The 18,638-nt window shown below is 59.5% G+C and carries 14 protein-coding genes; 12 read left to right on the forward strand and 2 right to left on the reverse strand.

Going from position 1 to position 18,638, the window contains the following annotated elements; all coding sequences use genetic code 11:
• Window positions 1-224: 224 nt before the first annotated feature.
• Window positions 225-1,574 carry an oxygen-independent coproporphyrinogen III oxidase gene (gene hemN / locus EOB49_RS13065; protein ID WP_126059321.1) on the reverse strand — a complete coding sequence of 450 codons (1,350 nt, stop codon included), beginning with the start codon at window positions 1,572-1,574 and terminating at the stop codon, window positions 225-227.
• A gap of 152 nt (window positions 1,575-1,726) precedes the next feature.
• Here hemN and EOB49_RS13070 point away from each other — a divergent pair, with 152 nt between their 5' ends.
• The 12 genes from EOB49_RS13070 to EOB49_RS13125 all read left to right on the forward strand — a co-directional run bounded on the left by EOB49_RS13070 (window position 1,727) and on the right by EOB49_RS13125 (window position 15,854).
• Window positions 1,727-2,470, forward strand: coding sequence for a Crp/Fnr family transcriptional regulator (locus EOB49_RS13070; RefSeq protein ID WP_126057787.1), 744 nt, complete (start codon window positions 1,727-1,729; stop codon window positions 2,468-2,470).
• Window positions 2,471-2,966: 496 nt separating this feature from the next.
• The gene (gene ccoN, locus EOB49_RS13075) at window positions 2,967-4,586 is read left to right on the forward strand and encodes a cytochrome-c oxidase, cbb3-type subunit I (protein WP_126057788.1); all 1,620 of its coding nucleotides are present in this window, start codon (window positions 2,967-2,969) and stop codon (window positions 4,584-4,586) included.
• Window positions 4,586-5,317, forward strand: a complete 732-nt coding sequence (gene ccoO / locus EOB49_RS13080; protein WP_126057789.1) for a cytochrome-c oxidase, cbb3-type subunit II — start codon at window positions 4,586-4,588, stop codon at window positions 5,315-5,317. Before ccoN ends, ccoO begins: the two co-directional genes overlap by 1 nt.
• Before the next feature lie 11 nt (window positions 5,318-5,328).
• A complete protein-coding gene (locus EOB49_RS13085) occupies window positions 5,329-5,478 on the forward strand; it encodes a cbb3-type cytochrome c oxidase subunit 3 (RefSeq protein WP_024502864.1) in 150 nt (49 codons plus the stop codon).
• A 2-nt stretch (window positions 5,479-5,480) separates the two neighbouring features.
• On the forward strand, window positions 5,481-6,344 hold the full coding sequence (ccoP, locus tag EOB49_RS13090; protein ID WP_126057790.1) for a cytochrome-c oxidase, cbb3-type subunit III: 864 nt from the start codon (window positions 5,481-5,483) through the stop codon (window positions 6,342-6,344).
• Window positions 6,345-6,510: 166 nt separating this feature from the next.
• Window positions 6,511-8,070: a cytochrome c oxidase accessory protein CcoG gene (gene ccoG / locus EOB49_RS13095; protein ID WP_127317707.1), complete on the forward strand. Its 1,560-nt coding sequence runs from the start codon at window positions 6,511-6,513 to the stop codon at window positions 8,068-8,070.
• A complete protein-coding gene (locus EOB49_RS13100) occupies window positions 8,067-8,564 on the forward strand; it encodes a FixH family protein (RefSeq protein WP_126057792.1) in 498 nt (165 codons plus the stop codon). Before ccoG ends, EOB49_RS13100 begins: the two co-directional genes overlap by 4 nt.
• Window positions 8,561-10,834: a cation-translocating P-type ATPase gene (locus EOB49_RS13105; protein ID WP_126059322.1), complete on the forward strand. Its 2,274-nt coding sequence runs from the start codon at window positions 8,561-8,563 to the stop codon at window positions 10,832-10,834. Before EOB49_RS13100 ends, EOB49_RS13105 begins: the two co-directional genes overlap by 4 nt.
• Window positions 10,835-10,839: 5 nt before the next feature.
• A complete protein-coding gene (gene ccoS, locus EOB49_RS13110) occupies window positions 10,840-10,995 on the forward strand; it encodes a cbb3-type cytochrome oxidase assembly protein CcoS (protein ID WP_081714250.1) in 156 nt (51 codons plus the stop codon).
• Window positions 10,996-11,702: 707 nt separating this feature from the next.
• Window positions 11,703-12,314, forward strand: a complete 612-nt coding sequence (locus tag EOB49_RS13115; protein ID WP_127317709.1) for a hypothetical protein — start codon at window positions 11,703-11,705, stop codon at window positions 12,312-12,314.
• A gap of 280 nt (window positions 12,315-12,594) precedes the next feature.
• Window positions 12,595-13,776, forward strand: a complete 1,182-nt coding sequence (gene ubiM, locus EOB49_RS13120) for a 5-demethoxyubiquinol-8 5-hydroxylase UbiM (protein ID WP_185928959.1) — start codon at window positions 12,595-12,597, stop codon at window positions 13,774-13,776.
• A gap of 254 nt (window positions 13,777-14,030) precedes the next feature.
• A complete protein-coding gene (locus EOB49_RS13125) occupies window positions 14,031-15,854 on the forward strand; it encodes an EAL domain-containing protein (protein WP_245463523.1) in 1,824 nt (607 codons plus the stop codon).
• A gap of 1,454 nt (window positions 15,855-17,308) precedes the next feature.
• Here the strand turns inward: EOB49_RS13125 and EOB49_RS13130 are convergent.
• A complete protein-coding gene (locus EOB49_RS13130) occupies window positions 17,309-18,631 on the reverse strand; it encodes an integrase (RefSeq protein ID WP_126057794.1) in 1,323 nt (440 codons plus the stop codon).
• Window positions 18,632-18,638: the final 7 nt, after the last annotated feature.

The following is an 18,638-nucleotide window of genomic DNA, read 5'->3' on the forward strand; positions in this document are numbered from 1 at the left end:
GGGCAGCTGGAACATTGCCTAGCTGTCGCGACCTACCTGCTCCTCGCGAAGCATAGGATCAAACCCCTTGGAATGTAGGTATGCGCAAGAGAGGATGTGGAAGGAGATACCGCGCAACAGCCTAAGTTTGCATTTTCGATTTGATGCGGTAGTCGCCTATGAGCGGTCAAAACGAACGCAGCTGGTTCGCCGATCGACCAAACGGCGAGCGCACTGTGCTTTGCTCAGACCGCCACCGAGTGCCTCGCCGTTCCCCCTTTGAAATATGTATCGAACTTGGCCGCGATGGTTCGAATGAAGGGGCGACTTTCAGTCCGTACGAGGAAACTGTCACCATCGAATTCAAGCGCTCGGGCAGGATCGTGGAGTGCGATGGACCTCGAGCGATGAAGGAGCTGCTCGCCGGCTTTGCCGAACCGCTCCACCAGATCGACTGCCGAGAAGGCAAAATCACACATCAGCCGCTCGATGATCCAGCCACGGACGCGATCGTCGTCGGAAAGGGCAACGCCGCGGACGGCAGCCAACCCGCCATCCGCAACCATGCGCCCGTACCCGGCAGTCGAAGCCATGTTTTGCACGTAGCCTTGGCGAAAACGACCGATGGACGAAGGGCCAAGTCCGATCAGTGTCGGGCAGCGATCCTCAGTGTAGCCCTGAAAATTGCGATGCAAAACTCCTGCGCGGGCCGCTATGGCCAGCGCATCGTCGGGCTTCGCGAAATGATCGAGTCCTATTGCCTCATATCCCTTGGCGACAATTGCCCGCGCCGCGAGTTGAGATTGGGCGAAACGCTCAGTGGGACTCGGCAGCCATGCCTCGTCGATCATCGTCTGATGCTTCTTGAACCAGGGCACATGTGCGTAGCCGAACAGGGCCATCCGGTCTGGCTCCAAGGTCAGTGCCTGCGCCACCGTGGAACAGATCGTCTCGCGTGTCTGATTCGGGAGCCCGTAGAGCAGGTCCAGATTGACCGATTCGACGCCCCGCGAACGAACCCCGTCGACGACTGCCTTGGTCTGCAAAAAACTCTGCTCACGATTAATTGCTTTTTGCACTTGCGGATCGAAATCCTGCACGCCGAGGCTCGCCCGGGTTACGCCGATTTGAGCAAGTGCATCAAGGCGCGCCTTGTCCATGTCGTTGGTTTCGATTTCGATGCTGACCGTAGCATCCGGGAGAAAGTCGAAGCTGTCCCGCAAGGCCGCTCCAAGAGCAACCATATCATCGGGCCTCAGAATAGTTGGCGAACCGCCACCGAAGTGGATTGCACGGACATGTGCCTTGCCGCTCAGCAGACCGGCAATCGTGACGATTTCGGCATTCAGCGAGCGCAGATAAGCGGCCACCGGCTCATATTGGTGCGTCTGCTTGGTGTGGCAGGCGCAGAACCAGCAGAGCTTGTCGCAGTAAGGAATGTGCAGGTACAGCGAGATTTCGTCGCCGCTTTCCAGCGTCTCCAACCAGCCACGGTAAATGGCAGCATCGATCCCCGAATGGAAATGCGGCGCCGTCGGATAGCTGGTGTAGCGTGGGACGTTCTCGCTGAGTTTGACAGCTATTTCCGATTGCATCTCGCGTTCACCGTGTTGCCCGCCGGAACACTGCACGCATCGCTGAAGCAGACCCTGATCTCGATCAGCCGCGCTCATGGACAAACCGCCGCAGGATTTCTCTACCCTGGATGGGTATCCTGCCGGCAGTTAGGATCGGGTAAGGCGAACGCATGACCTTTCGGCAAGACATTCATAGTTCCGGCATTCCTGTTCTTTGCTTCCCTTGCGAGGCACGGCGTCGCGGTGTCTGCGGTGCGCTCGATCCAGACAATTTGGTTGGGCTCGCCAAGACTTGCTCGCGTCGCCGGATCGAGTCAGGAATGGAGTTGACCGGCGAGGCACAGAACGTCGACAGCTACTCCAACGTGCTTTCAGGCGTTGTAAAGCTATCAAAGAGCCTGTCGGATGGGCGCCAGCAGATCGTCGGTCTCCAGTTTGCACCGGATTTTCTGGGACGTCCTTTCAAGGTGGAAAGCTCGATCAATGCGGAAGCGGCAACAGCAGTCACGCTGTGTTCGTTTCCGCGAGCGGCCGTCGAACGGATGATGAAGGCGTCACGGGAATTCGAGCATCGCCTGCTCAAACAGACGCTGAATGAACTCGATGAGGCGCGCGAGTGGATGGTGACGCTGGGGCGCAAGACAGCTCCGGAAAAGGTGGCGACTTTTCTCCTCATGATGGCCCGGAATATCGATTCCAGTCTCGATGCGGCTTCCGGGTCGGCGTCCTTCGATCTGCCGCTGACGCGTGTCGAAATGTCTGATTTCCTTGGAATCACCAACGAGACCGTGAGCCGCCAACTGACGCGATTGCGGGCTGACGGGGTGATTCGGATTGAGAACGCACGCCATGTGACGGTGGACAGCATAAGCCGTCTGGAGAAGCGCTGTGGCGGCGGACGCGAGCGGCCCTAAGCGGCGAGGCCATGTCGCATGACTCCGGGGCGGGCCGTGTTTGCCTTTTAATGCGATGTTGCCGCGCCTTCGACGAAGCGGCGTCACGGTCGAGACAAACAGCTTTCGGGCTTTGATAGGAACGTGACCAATCGCCAGGTGTGTTTCGGCACATACCGGCGAAGCATGGTCCTTAATCTGCCACGGCTCGGCGGAACGATCGCGTTCGTTTCCAATGGGATCCGAACAACGTTTGGCAGGGCATCGGCAATAGCATCCAACGCGCGCAGGGCCTCAGCTTTCGCCTCAGCGATCGCGTCTGCGCCCGCCCAACCCAGGGAACGCCTTCCATGAGGGGGGTGAGCCCGCGCTGCGTTCCTCGTTCATTCGCCACCTGCTGATTGCGCCGCCGACACAAAATCTTGCGGCCTGACATAGATCAGGGCGAGGGGGCGGCGGCTGCGCGATTAGTGCGCTGCGGATTTGGCATCCACCAGATTCGAGATCGGGATCTGCAATGAAATTCGGCACAGAGATCGTCCTTCTAAGCGTGTTCGCTTTTGCGGCCCTGGTGGCCGCCGGCTTCGGCGTGGATGAACCTTTCCGCCGACACATGTGGGTGTTGTTCTTCGCAGTGGCTGGTTTCACTGCGATCCTGTTGCGCAACACGGAGTTCAAGCCAGCAGCTCCGATTGACCCATCCGCTTACATGGATGGTCCGATCCGCTACGGCGCGATCGCCACCGTGTTCTGGGGTGTCGTCGGCATGCTGGTCGGCGTGGTGATCGCGCTGCAGCTCGCCTACCCCGATCTCAACATCCAGCCCTGGTTCAATTTCGGTCGTTTGCGGCCGTTGCACACATCCGGTGTCGTCTTCGCCTTCGGCGGCAACGCGCTGCTTTGCACGTCTCTGTATGTCGTGCAGCGCACCTGCCGCGCCCGCCTCTTCGGCCGTGATCTGGCCTGGTTCGTCTTCTGGGGCTACCAGCTGTTCATCGTCATGGCCGCGACCGGCTACCTGCTCGGCATCACCGAGGGCCGCGAGTACGCCGAACCCGAATGGTATGTGGATGTCTGGCTGACCATCGTCTGGGTCGCCTACCTCATTCTGTTCCTTGGCACGATCCTGAAGCGCAAGGAACCGCATATCTACGTGGCCAACTGGTTCTACCTGTCGTTCATCGTCACCATCGCGATGCTGCATGTGGTCAACAACCTGTCCATACCAGTCTCGTTCCTGGGCTCCAAGAGCTACTCCGCCTTTTCAGGGGTCCAGGACGCCTTGACGCAATGGTGGTACGGCCACAACGCGGTCGGCTTCTTTCTCACCGCCGGCTTCCTCGGCATGATGTATTATTTCGTGCCCAAGCAGGCGAACCGGCCAGTCTATTCGTACCGGCTGTCGATCGTCCATTTCTGGGCGATCATCTTTCTCTACATCTGGGCCGGGCCGCATCACCTGCACTACACCGCCTTGCCCGATTGGGCGCAGACGCTCGGCATGGTGTTCTCGATCATGCTGTGGATGCCGTCCTGGGGCGGCATGATCAACGGCCTGATGACGCTCTCCGGCGCCTGGGACAAGCTGCGCACCGATCCGATCATACGCATGATGGTGATGGCCGTCGCCTTCTATGGCATGTCGACCTTCGAAGGCCCCATCATGGCGATCCGGGCGGTCAATTCGCTGTCGCATTATACCGACTGGACCATCGGCCACGTCCATTCGGGCGCGCTCGGCTGGGTTGGCATGATCTCGTTCGGCGCAATCTACTACATGGTGCCGAAGCTCTGGAACCGGCAACGGCTCTACTCGTTGCGGCTGGTCACCTGGCATTTCTGGCTGGCGACACTTGGTATCGTTGTCTACGCCGCGGTGATGTGGGTATCCGGCGTCATGCAGGGCCTGATGTGGCGCGAATACGACGAGCAGGGCTTCCTGGTCTACTCCTTCGCCGAGACCGTCGCCGCCATGCACCCCTACTATGTCATGCGCGCCATCGGTGGGGCCATGTACCTCTCCGGCGCGCTGATCATGGCCTGGAACATCACCAGGACCATCCTCGGCCACCAGCGCGAGGAGGAGCCGATGCCGAGCCCCGTCGCCATCCGACCTGCGCGATCAGGAGCCAGGTAATGGGCTTGATGGACAAACACGCAATCATCGAGAAGAACGCCACGCTTCTTCTCGTTGGCTCGCTGCTCGTGGTGACGGTCGGCGGCATCGTCGAGATCGCGCCTCTCTTCTATCTCGACAATACGATCGAGAAGGTGGAAGGCATGCGCCCCTATTCGCCGCTCGAACTTGTCGGGCGCAACATCTATATGCGCGAGGGCTGCTACCTCTGTCATAGCCAGATGATCAGGCCGTTCCGCGACGAAGTTGAGCGCTATGGCCACTACAGCCTAGCTGCCGAGTCCATGTACGATCACCCCTTCCAGTGGGGATCGAAGCGCACCGGGCCGGATCTCGCCAGAGTTGGCGACCGCTACTCGAATGCATGGCATGTCGCGCATCTTACCGACCCGCGCTCGGTGGTGCCGGAATCGATCATGCCGAGCTATGGGTTCCTGAAAGACACGCCGATCGACGTGAAGGATTTCTCAACGCATCTGGTCGCCAACAGGCTTGTAGCCGTCCCTTACACCGATGACATGATCGTCCACGCCAATGCGGATCTGGCGGCGCAGGCCGATCCCAATGCCGACACATCAGGCCTTGAGGCGCGTTACCCAAAAGCCAAGATCGGCGACTTCGACGGCAACCCGCAACAGGTCACCGAAATGGATGCCCTGCTCGCCTACCTGCAGATGCTTGGCACACTGGTCGACTTCAAAAATTACGACGAAGCCGCCGGCTACCGCTGAGGAGAACGCTGATGACCTACAATTTGATGCGGGCGTTTGCCGACAGCTGGGGCCTGGTTGCGATGGCGCTGTTCTTCGTGGGGTGCATCGCCTTTGCCCTACGCCCCGGCAGCCGAAGGCTGGCCGACGAAGCGGCCCGCATTCCGCTCGAGGACGAGTGATCATGAGCGACGAGCATATCGATGAAATCTCTGGCGTCTCGACCACCGGCCACGAATGGGATGGCATCCGGGAGCTGAACAACCCGCTTCCCAGATGGTGGGTTATCACCTTTTACGTCACCATTGTCTGGGCGATAGGCTACACCATCGCCTATCCAGCATGGCCTCTGTTGCACTCGGCGACGAAGGGTGTGCTCGGCTATTCCAGCCGCAACGAGGTCAGGAACGAGCTGACTGCGGCTGAGGCCGCCAAGGGCAAATATATCTCGGCGGTGGAGTCCAAGAGCGTCTCGGAGATCTCCGCGGACGACGGCCTGCGCGAATTCGCAATCGCCGCCGGTGGCGCCGCTTTCAAGGTCAATTGCGTACAATGTCACGGCTCCGGCGCCCAAGGTTCCAAGGGCTTTCCCAATCTCAACGACGACGACTGGCTATGGGGCGGCAAGGCCGAGCAGATCCAGCAGACGATTACGCACGGCATCCGCTTCGCATCCGATCCGGACACGCGCCTGTCGGAAATGCCGGCCTTCGGCGACATCATTACCGCCGACCAGATCGCACAAGTCAGCGCCTACGTGGCCAGCCTTTCCGGCAAGGTCCGCGATGCAAGTCTGATCCAACCCGGCGCCAAGGTCTTTGCCGAGAACTGCGTCGCCTGTCACGGCGACAATGCAAAAGGCAACAGGGAATTCGGCGCCCCCGACCTGACCGATGCGATCTGGCTCTATGGATCCGGTGAGACAGCCATCGCCGCACAGGTCCGTGCGCCAAAACAGGGCGTCATGCCGGCCTGGGTTGGCCGTCTCGGCGAGATCAAGGTCAAGGAACTTGCAGTTTATGTCCATTCGCTTGGCGGCGGAGAATAGGAATGGAAGTCCTATTCTTCGGTCCCCCCTGCCAAGCGGACGAGGCCCGGCGTGAGCCGGGCCTCGACACCATCCCTAATGCGATCTGCACAACCCGGCAAGGCTATCCTACCGCGAGGCTTTACGACAGGTGCCCCTGACATTGGCTGGGAAAGTGGAGTTGCACATGCGTGATAAGACGCAGTTGACACGGCTCGAAACAGAAACTGTCAATTCCGCCAAAACCCGCAAGCCGCTTTATGCCGCGCGTCAAAAGATCTTTCCGAAGCGCGCCTCGGGCAACTTTCGTCGCTTCAAATGGCTGGTGATGACGATCACACTTGGCATCTACTACCTGGCTGCGTGGCTGCCTTGGGCTCGCGGTCCATTTGCCCCGGACCAGGCAGTCCTGCTCGATCTCGCGAACCGGCGCTTCTACTTCTTCTTCATCGAGATATGGCCCCAGGAATTCTTCTATGTGGCCGGCCTCCTGGTCATGGCGGGCGTCGGTCTTTTCCTGATCACCTCGACTGTCGGCCGTGCCTGGTGCGGCTATGCATGCCCTCAGACGGTGTGGGTCGATCTGTTCCTCGTCGTCGAACGTGCGATCGAGGGGGACCGCAACGCCCGCATGAAACTTGACGCAGGTCCCTGGACCGCGCGCAAGCTCATGCTGCGTGTGTCCAAGCACACCATCTGGCTGGTCATAGGGGCGGCGACTGGCGGCGCCTGGATCTTCTACTTTGCCGATGCACCGACGCTGCTCGGCGAGCTCTTCATCGGCACTGCGGCGCCCGTCGCCTACATCACTGTCGCCGTCCTGACGGCTACCACCTACACGTTCGGCGGTCTGATGCGCGAACAGGTCTGCACCTATATGTGCCCGTGGCCCCGCATCCAGGCGGCCATGCTCGATGAAAATTCCCTCACTGTCACCTACAATGACTGGCGCGGCGAACCGCGTTCGCGCCACGCCAAGAAGGTGCTGGCCGCAGGCCAGCCCGTGGGCGACTGCGTCGACTGCAATGCCTGTGTCGCGGTCTGCCCGATGGGGATAGACATTCGCGACGGCCAGCAGCTCGAATGCATCACTTGCGCGCTCTGCATCGACGCCTGTGACGGCGTCATGGACAAGCTCGGCAAGGAGCGTGGGCTGATCGCCTATGCGACGCTCTCCGACTACAACGCCAACATGATGCTGGCGACTGCAGGCGGGTCCAGCTCAGTCAATCCATCGCTGATCAGGACCGCTGATGGCCTGTTCTCCGACAAGGTGGCGCATTTTCACATCCGCAAGATCTTTCGGCCGCGCACCTACGTCTACATGGGCTTGTGGTCGCTGATCGGCCTCGGCCTGCTCTATTCGCTGCTGACGCGCGATCGGCTCGAACTGAACGTATTGCATGATCGCAATCCCCAGTTCGTCACGCTGACCGACGGATCCATCCGCAATGGCTATACCGTCAAGCTGCTCAACATGATCCCCGAGCCGAGGACGATCGTCGTAACCATGCAGGGCCTTGAAGGCGCTGACATGGTCGTCGTCGGCGACGACATCCCCGCAGGCCGTTCCTTCGCCATTCCGGTCGAACCCGACCGCCTGAAAATGCTGAGGGTCTTCGTTCGCCAGCCGGCGGACCAGATCCGCGCTCCGGCACAGACCTTCAAGTTCCGCGTCGAGGACAGAGCCAGCTTTGAGTCGAACGAGTACACCGCCACCTTCAACGCGCCGGAGCCCCTCAGATGACTGCCAATGTACAAAAGCCTCGTGAATTCACCGGCAGGCACATGCTGGTCATCATCCTGGCCTTTTTCGGCGTGGTCATCGCAGTCAATCTGACCATGGCAACGCTCGCCAGCACAAGCTGGACTGGCCTCGTCGTCGAAAACACCTATGTGGCGAGCCAGCAATTCAACAAGAAGGCCGAGGAAGGACGGGCGCAGGCAGCACTTGGCTGGACCGGCAAGCTGACCATCGCATGGGGCGAAGTTCGCTATGGCCTCGCCGACGTCGCCGGCAAGCCGGTTCCCTTGCACGGCGTCAAGGTGCTGTTTCGCCATCCCGCGTACGAGAAGGAGGACAAGTCGGTCACCCTCGCACCCGCCTCGGGCCAGGAATTCGCAGCCCAGCACATGCCGAAGGACGGCGTCTGGATTGTCGAAGTCGACGCCGACGCCGGTCTGGACAAACCGTATCGCGACGTCCGCCGGATCATGATTTCCAATGGAGCGCTGCAATGAGTTGTTGTGCACCGGGCGCCGAAATGGCGCTTGATCTGGTCAACACCGGATCGGTCCTGCCGTCCAGCCAGGAGATCAGGCTGGCGAGCCGATCGCTTGGCGATGATCTTCACCAGACCGATCTTTCAGTACCGACGGTTCATTGCGCAGGCTGCATCCAGACGATCGAGACGGCGCTGGGAAAGCTCGATCGCGTCGAGAGCGCCCGCGTCAACCTGTCGACGAAACGGGTCTCTGTCCGGTGGCGTGGTGACGAGGTCCCACCGTTCGTCGTCGCGCTTGGGCGGCTAGGCTACCAGGCGCATCTCTTCCCTTCCGAGGTCGGCGACAAGGACAGGACGTTATCGGATTTGATCCGCGCGGTCGCGGTTGCCGGCTTTGCGGCGGGCAACATCATGCTGCTTTCGGTCTCGGTCTGGTCCGGCGCCGAAGGTGCTACCCGCGACCTGTTTCACTGGGTCTCGGCGCTGATCGCCATTCCTGCCCTCGCCTTCGCCGGCGGCATCTTCTTCCGTTCGGCCTGGAATGCTTTGCGCCATGGCCGCATGAATATGGACGTGCCGATCGCGGTCGGTGTTTCGCTCGCCTACGCCATGAGCCTCTACGAGACGATCAACCATGGCGATCACGCCTATTTTGACGCGTCGGTATCGCTGCTGTTCTTCCTGTTGATCGGCCGCACGTTGGATCACGTGATGCGCGAACGTGCCCGGACCGCTGTGAAAGGCCTGTCCCAGTTGGCCGCACATGGCGCCATGGTGCTGCGCAGCGACGGCGCGCGCGACTATTTGCCGGTCGGCGAGATCGAACCAGGCATGCGGTTGTTGATCGCAGCCGGTGAGAGGATCCCCGTCGACGGCAAGATCATCCAGGGAACGTCGGATCTCGACTGCTCGCTGGCCTCAGGCGAAAGCACGCCGAAAAACGTGGCGCCGGGCGAAGCAGTTCAGGCCGGCGTGCTCAATCTTACCGGCCCGCTGACGATTGAGGCGACAGCCGCCGCGAAGGATTCGTTTCTGGCGGAAATGGTTCGTCTTATGGAAGCCGCAGAGGGCGGCCGCGCGCATTATCGCCGGATCGCCGATCGCGTTTCAGCGCTCTATGCCCCGGTGGTTCATCTCACAGCCTTCGCGACGTTCCTTGGCTGGATGGCGGTGACCGGCGACTGGCACCGGGCGATAACCATCGCCATTGCCGTTCTGATCATCACCTGCCCGTGCGCGCTCGGCCTCGCCGTACCGATCGTTCAGGTGGTCGCCGCGCGGCGCCTGTTTGAGAACGGCATCATGGTAAAGGACGGTTCTGCCATGGAGCGCCTGGCGACGATTGATACAGCGGTGTTCGACAAGACCGGAACGCTCACGCTCGGCCAGCCCCGGCTGGTCAATGCATCGTCGATCGATCCGGCCATGCTGGCAGTCGCGGGAGACATGGCTACGCATTCCCGCCATCCTTTTTCAAAGGCCATAGCCGGTTTTGCCCATCCCGGCGGGCAGTACAAATTTGATGCCGTCACCGAGCATCCAGGGTTTGGAATCGAAGCCACTGGAGCCGGAAGCACCTGGCGGCTAGGCCGACGCGGATGGGCTGGATGGAGAGCCCGGACCGGTGGTGAAGGCAAACATGGCGGAACCGTGCTGACAAAAGACGGGTTCATTGTCGCGACCTTCGATTTTGAGGACGCGCTGCGCGCAGACGCCAAGGCGGCGATCGGGCAATTGAGCCATGCCGGGGTGTCAGTGGAAATGCTGTCGGGCGATACTGCGGGTGCCTGCGGTGAAGTCGCAGAAATGCTGGGTGTCAAGGACTTCGTTCCGTGCCTGCTGCCATCCGGCAAGGTCGAGCGCATCGAGACCCTGGCGAAAGACGGACACAAGGTTCTGATGGTTGGCGACGGCCTCAACGACACGCCGGCGCTCAGCGCGGCGCATGTCTCGATCGCTCCAGCTACCGCCGCCGACATTGGCCGCAATGCCGCCGACTTCGTATTCCTGCGCGAAAGCCTTCTGGCAGTGCCTCTCGCGCTGGACGTCTCGCGCAAGGCGGGACACCTGATCCGCCAGAACATCGCGATTGCGATCGTCTACAATGCGGTGGCAGTACCAATCGCCATCCTCGGGCACGCCACGCCTTTGTTAGCGGCGATTGCCATGTCTGCCTCATCGGTGCTTGTTATTGGAAACGCATTGCGCTTGCACGGCTTCGGGGCGAATGCGACGCTGCAAGTTATTCAAAAAGTCGGACGCTCCGCAGTCAGCTATTCGGCATAATCCTCGTGACGACGTTGCTCTATCTCATACCAGTGGCCCTTTTTCTGGGTGCACTGGGTGTGTCCGGCTTCGTCTGGGCATTGCGAAGCGGTCAATACGAAGATCTCGACGGAGCCGCCGAGCGGATACTAATTGATCGGGACGACAAACCGGAACGCTGATTTCAATCCGCTGTGCATAAGATGCGCGGATCGCGCTCGTCAGTCGAGCCGGCTCGGTCGGGAACAAGCTGTCCATGCTCCATGCTCCATGACCATCTTGACCTAAGCTGCACACTACATTTGTGAAAAGCCTCTGTCGTGCGAAGGACTGCCTCCCATTGCACCCAGTATGAGGCGGCTGATGCCACGAGAGTACCTCGCGTGGCCGGACGAGAGCTTGGCCATGTGCGCACGGGTTCCAAAGTGGAACGTCACGGTCGATCACCTGACCGTGAACCGCCAGTGCCGATTGGTCATGTCTGGCTGATCCAGATCAGGGTCATACTCATCGGTGTGTTCTATTGACCAGTCTTCGACGGAGAAATGCATGACTTACGGAAAGATTGGTCGTCATTATCAGCACCTTCACGGTTCTGGGTTTTCTGTCGTGTGGTCGGCCATGCCTTGTGCTTACGGCGCAGCCATTAGCTGACCGGCGTCGTGTGTATCTCGCTTGCTGGCTGACCATCCGCGTGGCTGCGCGGACACGGGGGCCGATCAACAGCTTTCGCCTTTGATGGGTTGTGTGCGTCGTTGCCGATCCATCCCGATTCCCGGCCCGCGCCTTGAGGCTATGCGACGGTACCGGAACCCAGCGCACGTCACGCGGTTCCGCGCGCGTGGTGTCCGCTCGTCACGACGATGAACGAACAAGCGGCTGGAGTACCATGAACACCGTACACATCATCGACTGCCACAATGCAAATGACTACTTCGCCGACAGGCAAGAGGGACCGATCGTGCAGCACTTGTTAAAGGCTGTCAACATCCGCGCGGAGCTCCACATGGCGTTGAACCGAACGAAATTTGGTGAGGCTGTAGTACGAGCGATGGAGGCGGAGTGCGACGTGCTTCACATCGCCGGGCACGGCAATGGTGACGGGATCGCTTCGTCCAGTGGGCGAAGTGGCCTTCTTTGGGCTGACTTCGTAGAAATGTTCCAGGGCTCGCATCCAGCGCCGAAGATCCTCGTGATGTCAACGTGCTGCGGAGCATCATCGGGGTTGGGACGTGCGTTTTCGAGATCGATCAACCGTCCGAAGTTGATCATTGGTTCGAGTGACGCGCGCTATTTCGACGACTATGTCGCCGCGTGGGCTTTGCTCTATCGGCGACTAAATTGCAAGGACATCGACATCGAAGCCATGCAGCAGGTTCTTGATGAGATATGCGCGGTCGTGGATAAAAGTTTCCGCTACCTTGGCTGGGATGACGAGAGAGAGCGCTACGTTCGATACCCTCGCAAGAGAGCCCGCTTCGACGTCGTGGAGCGTGAGTAGTATGCGCAAGGGTTCCAGGTGGAATGTGGCGATCGATGCGGCGCGGCCGTGGCTGACCAGCGTCGCGAGTGTCTCGCTTGCTGGCGGCGATCTGCGCGGCTGCGCGGCCAAAGGGCGGGATCGGTTAGCCGCATCCACCTCTGAGCGCTTTGAGTGCTTCGTTGCCGATCGATGCGAATCTCCCGGCCCAGCGCCTTTAGGCAATGCGGCGGCCACGGAGCTCATGTCACTCGGCTCAGTTCCACCGTTACACGAGGATAGGCGACCGGATGGCGGCACGCTGATGGGCTCTGACGATAATTTTGACATCGTTGTCGTTGGAGCCGGCCCGGTCGGCCTTTCGTTCGCTGCGTCGCTTGCCCAAAGCGAACTCAAGGTGGCAGTTGTTGAACAGAACACATTCGATAGTCTGGCGAATCCGGCTTTCGATGGTCGCGAAATCGCGCTGACCAACGCTTCGATCAGAACCCTTCGCGAGCTCGGCGCCTGGGATGTCATCCCGGCTTCGGACAAATCAGCACTTCAAGGCGCGCGCGTGCTCAACGGCTCGAGCGCATTCGCTCTTCGTTTCGATCCTCCCAGCAACTCTGGAGAACCGCTGGGGGTTTTGGTTCCAAATTGCCGGATCCGCGAGGCGCTGTTCAAAATCGTCCGCTTGCAGGATCGCGCCCGGCTGTTGTGCGGCCACTCGGTCGTCGATGCAACAAACAGCCAAGAAGGAGCAGTCGTAACGCTCTCTAATGGCGCGCGTTTAACTGCTCGGCTGGTTGTTGCCGCGGATTCGCGTTTGTCCGCCACGCGTGATCTGCTAGGCATCGGCGCCGATATCAACCGGCTTGGCCACTCGATGCTGATTTGCCGAGTGAGGCACGAGCGCGCCCACCACCAGATCGCCATCGAATGGTTCGATCACCATCAGACGATAGCGATGTTGCCCCTCGCGGAGGGCATGTCGTCGCTGCTGCTCACATTGCGCTCAAACGAGGCCTATAGACTGCTTGCCTTCGATGATGATTTGTTCCTGTCGGAGTTGACGAAACGGTGTCGAGGGCGCCTTGGAAAAATGACCTTGGCAAGCAAGCGCCACACCTATCCGCTGGTCACGACCTGGGCGCACAAATTCCGGGCGCCGAGCGCCGCACTCATCGGCGACGCTGCCATCGGCATGCACCCGGTGACCGCTCACGGATTCAACATCGGTCTCAGCAGCCAGAAGCAACTCGCCCGTGGAATCATGACTGCGTGCCGCGACGGCCGCAATGTTGGCGACCCCGACATGCTGCATATATACGAAAGGCGGCTGCGCCTGTCGGCGGCGCCGCTCTACCATGCAACGAACATATTGATTGGACTCTACTCCAGAGACCACCTGGCGGCACGGCTTGCAAGGCATCTGGGGCTTCGCTTTGCCCAACATGTTCCCCTTGTCCGGCATGGGATATCGGCGGAGCTCCAGCGGTGATACTGCACCAGCAGTCGCATTTTTGCGCGTGCTGGGCGAGCGATGGGAGAGAGTGCATGATGCACCGGAGTAATCCTGCTCCCCGACGCTGATCTCCGATTGAAGAATTAACCCGTCCTTCAGGGGGGCTGCATAGGCTGCGGACAAGCAGGAGTAAGCAAGCTGACCCGTCCAGCCTTGGAAAAGAAGATCCGCTGGAGGCGAGAATCCTTCAGGACCAGCTCGCTGATCTGAGGGCAGGCCTTTTCGTCTCAATGCCGATAAGCATTGTGCTGTCCGGGCTGATTTTGACCGTGCAGGCCCTTTCCGGGAACGGTCTTGCTGGCGCGGCCTGGTTTTCGGTCGTTAATGCGATAAATGCCGCCCGCCTTGCACTCGCCCGTCATCAGCTGAAGGAACCCGGAGTCCAGGATGATCTGACACGGGTTTGGCTGCGGCTTCGCTGGTTTGGCAGGCTTGCTCTTCTGGCGGGATTCACCTGGTCATTCCTTGCCATCCTAACGGCTGGATACACGACGTCTCAAGCATCGCTGCATCTAATAATTCTGGCGGGCATTTCAGCTGGCGCGGTCACGTACGGCAGCTCATATGCTGCGGCAGCGATATGCTTCATCACACCGCCACTCCTCATTGCCGCCGCATGTTTGCTGACGAAGGGAGCCCCGGAAAACTACATTCGGGCTTTTGCCGTCCTGCTTTTCGAGGGCGGCCTGGTTCGATCCTCGTTCGTTGGACAAGCGCGCTTCCGTGACGCGAGCCGCCTGAGACATCAAGCCGAGCGGCTTGCCGCGGAAATGGAGCGCAATTCCAGGGAGGACCATCTTACCGCGCTCCTCAACAGGCGGGGCCTCGAACATGCAATCGATCAGTTTGAGAACACCGATGGACCCTTTGTGGCCATGCTGATTGATCTGGACGGGTTCAAATCTGTCAACGGTACCTACGGTCACAGAACGGGTGACGAGCTGCTTGCCAGGATCGCCCGCCGAATAGAGGAAGAAGCACCGGAGGGCTCAACGCTCGCCCGCATCGGTGGGGATGAATTCGTGCTGGTTTTTTCTTCGCGAAAGAATTCTCCTTCTCCCACCAATCTCGCGTCCAATCTCATAGCCAAGCTTGCTCGCCCCTATCCTGGGATCGCATCCGTCCGCATTGGAGCGTCTATAGGAATCTACTTGGCTGAAAACCCCGGACTGACGGAAATGTTGTTGCGGGCCGACATCGCCCTTTACACAGCTAAGCGCCGCGGCAGGAATGAATTTTGTCTGTTCGGTGCCGAGCTAGCCCGGGAACTGCAACGCCGCCAGTCAATCGAACGCGATCTTCATTCGGCGATAACGATGAGAAGCTTGGTCGCTTGGTTTCAGCCAATCGTAAGACTCGAAACTGAAGCCGTCGTCGGTTTTGAAGCCTTGCTAAGATGGTCTCACCCGCTTCACGGTCCCATTTCTCCGCCCGAGATCATGACAGCGGCACGCGAAACTGGAATGCTTCAGCTGCTAACTCAAACGGTATTCGCCGACTGTTGCGCTCTTATCGAGGGCTTGGTCAAAGCTGACCGTCGTGATGTTCGTGTGGCGATGAATGTTTCACCGCGCGAGTTGGAAGCTGGCGATATTGACGAGATGATTCTTAATGGTCTGGCGGCAAAAGACCTCCCTGCAACGATGTTCGACATCGAGATTACCGAAGAAGCCCCAGTGGATCCGGACAGAGTGGATGAAAAGCTCGGCCAGCTTTCACATGCTGGCATTTCTATCGCGCTCGAGGACTTCGGCACCGGTTTTTCGACGTTGGCATCGCTCAAGGACAGTCGGATCAGGAAAGTGAAAATAGATCAGGGCTTCATTCGCGGCTTAGCCAAGTCCCGGGAGAATCGGCTGCTTGTCAAAGCGGTGATTGATCTTGGTAGGACGCTCGGGATCGAGGTCATGGCCGAGGGCGTTGAAACAGAGGCAGATCGGCAAACTCTGTACAAGCTTGGCTGCAGAACCGCGCAGGGCTTCCTGTTCTCTAAGGCAGTGCCTCTCCATTTGGCACTTGATTCGGTAGTAAAAGAGCACGCGAAGGAGTTGTGACCGGCCTCTCCGTCCGTGCTGCTCGCGGAACTTTCATGTGGGGTGGACCTGACGCGCGAAAGCCGTTTCGGACGGTAGAGTTATTACGGGGGCGAAACTGAGCACGTGGTTTGGATAGCAGCAATCCGGTCCACCGGCGCACATGCAGCGGCTTCATGCAAGCGTTCAAGTTGCGAGATGAGCTTGAGTGAACGACGTCGGAGAATTGCGTCCCTTGGACGCTGGTTTCGCGGTTCCCGTAGGATTCGATTACGGGAAGCGTTCTTGGCTGCTTCTCGGCTCAGCGCTCATCCGGATGAACAACGTACCCGCGGTCAAGGTTTTCGCGACCTCAACCCAGTCACCATCCCGCAACAGCAGCGGTCGGGTCCTGATCAAGCGCTCAGCCTCAGCACAGGTGCTGGAGCAACGGTAGAGCGCGGAAAACGTGTATCGGAATGCGCTGGCTCACCATAGGAAGCTGCCACGGCATGTCGAATGTCCCCAGGGGGCGGGACCGTTCCCTTGCATTTGTCTCGATGACGGGCTCTCAAAGCTAAAGCCAAGAGAGCTTTATAAAAATCGCACCCGATCGGCTGCGCAACGACGACCAGCTGAGGCCCGATCGGGTGCTAAGGTCGTGCCAAAAAAGGCGCGTCACTGTCGCATTTCTAGCCGGCTTGCGATCGGACGTCATCTCTTGGCGATCGTTGCCCCTTCTCTCAAATGCGCTTAGCGGCGCCGACGGCGAATAGCGCAAGCTTTTCCACCCGTTTCTACTCCACTACCGAGACTCGTCACCAACCTCCTTTTATTCGCTTCCATATGGCCCATCCTGTCTCCAATCGAGGAGGAGCGCGAACATGGGCCAAGCCGTAGAACGTCTCAGTCTCGGGAATTCTTCTGCTCGCCAAACTGCCGTTGTCACCGGCACCATATTTGGCAGGGTGACAGTGAACGACAAGATATCAGGCGTTCTTGTCTGGGCTGAACTATGCTTGCAAGCCATAACCCAAAAATCGCCGATCCCTTTGAATTCGAGCCGGATGAATGGGTGTTTCAAAATTTTTGGCGGTTTTAGGCAGAACCCTCCGATGGCCCGCGTACCGGTCAAGCTTCGTGAGCACTTTAGGTTCGTCGATCAGGCATAGGTTTCTATCCCATGCCACATGCTGGCCGTTTGCCTAGTTCGGAAGCCCTCGAGAGGCGTTGCTCGTCTTGGTATGGCGTCGCCCCTTTTTCCGATCCATCGGCCACGGAGCTAGAATGCTGTCTAGCTGTTGCCGCCTACTTGGTCATCCGGCATGGAGATGCCTATATACCGACCTTCGAAAGGCTGGAATACGAGGTCGAACAAATGCGGCGGAAGCTCGGAAATCGCGAGCGAGCGCAGCGCGTGCTGGCCACGCTCAACCTAAATGGCTCGGACAGCTGGAGCCGTGAGGTTGGTTCTCAAGGCCTGGATGGCGCCGCAATCACATTCGCCCGGGCGGGGTAAAAGCGATTTTTTGAAGCCACTCGCGCTTTTGCGCTAACGAAGGTCCCGCGCCGTATTTGGGCCGGATCCATTTGTGGCCCATCAGAGAAGCAATTACCTTCTCCGGCGCCTCAACTGCCGTCAGCCGGTCCTCGAAAGTGTGTCGCAGGCTATAAAGACTATGCTCGGAAGTCGGCAGAAGTTCCTTGCTGGCGAGCACCTTGTTGACGAGCGCTGAAAGTGACGCGGCCTTGTCGCGATAACGAGGAAAGCCGTCCGGATGGAGCTTGATGGCTGCAAGTGCGCCGCCAACCAAGGGAATGTCACGGGCTGAATGACCGGTCTTCAAGCGACGGCCATTGGGGCGCACCCGCACATGCGGGATTTCTTGATCGAGGTGGATTGTTTCGGTGGTGAGGTTTGCCGCTTCAGAAAGCCTGAGTCCGGTATCGGCAATCACATAGATTAGATGGCGGGCTTCGTCATTGAGTCCGTCGAGCGCGCCTTCAGCGAGTATCTTCTCCTGAATGAACTCCGCTGTGAACGCAGCGCGTTGCCCGGGGACGGCGCCGGAAAGACGCAGGTTTCGAAAAACCGGCTCCAGCTTGAGCTGGTGAGTCAGATCGACGACGCGCAGCATTTTCGAAACATGGCCGATGTCCTTGTTGGCCGTACCGATATCAAGTCCATCCTCAACGATCCGCTTTTGCCACCACTCGCGGAACGCGATTGCGTCGTCCCGAGTGAGGCTTGCGATCTCCTTGTCGCCAATGACTCCAACCAGATTGGCAACTGCGCGCTTTTTGGGGTTACGCCATTTCTTGATTTGGTTAGGCGACATGGTCAGCAAGTTCTGTTGCTCGATCGTCTCGAATTCCTTGATAAGACCGCTCAGGCGGACCGCTGGCCGCTTCTCCCCACCCATGACGGCCGAGACGTCCTGCGCGTCCTCGATCGATTTTTTGTCGAGGAGCAGCTTGATACGGGCCATGAGTTCGTCGAGCGGCCCCGCTGCTAGTTCCTCGTTAGAGCGATAGGCCAATCCAAATGACCGCGCGCGCTTCCTCGCGGCTTCGAAACGCAGCCCCGCCTCGGCGGATTGGCCTTCCCGCAGTCTACGCCAATACGCCTCCAGCCCCGCGCCGAGGCTTTGCACTGCATCTCGCGCCCGTACACCGCGGGGATCGTCAGCCACGGCGACGCCCGTGGAAATGCGTACTAGGCAGCGGCGATCAAACGCCGCGAATTCCTTCGGCACCCTGCGGACGAGATACCAGATGCCTTCACGTTTATGCGGCTTTGGCGCTGCGGAACGTCGCATTATCTTT

The sequence above is a fragment of the Mesorhizobium sp. M7A.F.Ca.MR.148.00.0.0 genome, from assembly GCF_003997735.1.
Taxonomy (GTDB): domain Bacteria; phylum Pseudomonadota; class Alphaproteobacteria; order Rhizobiales; family Rhizobiaceae; genus Mesorhizobium.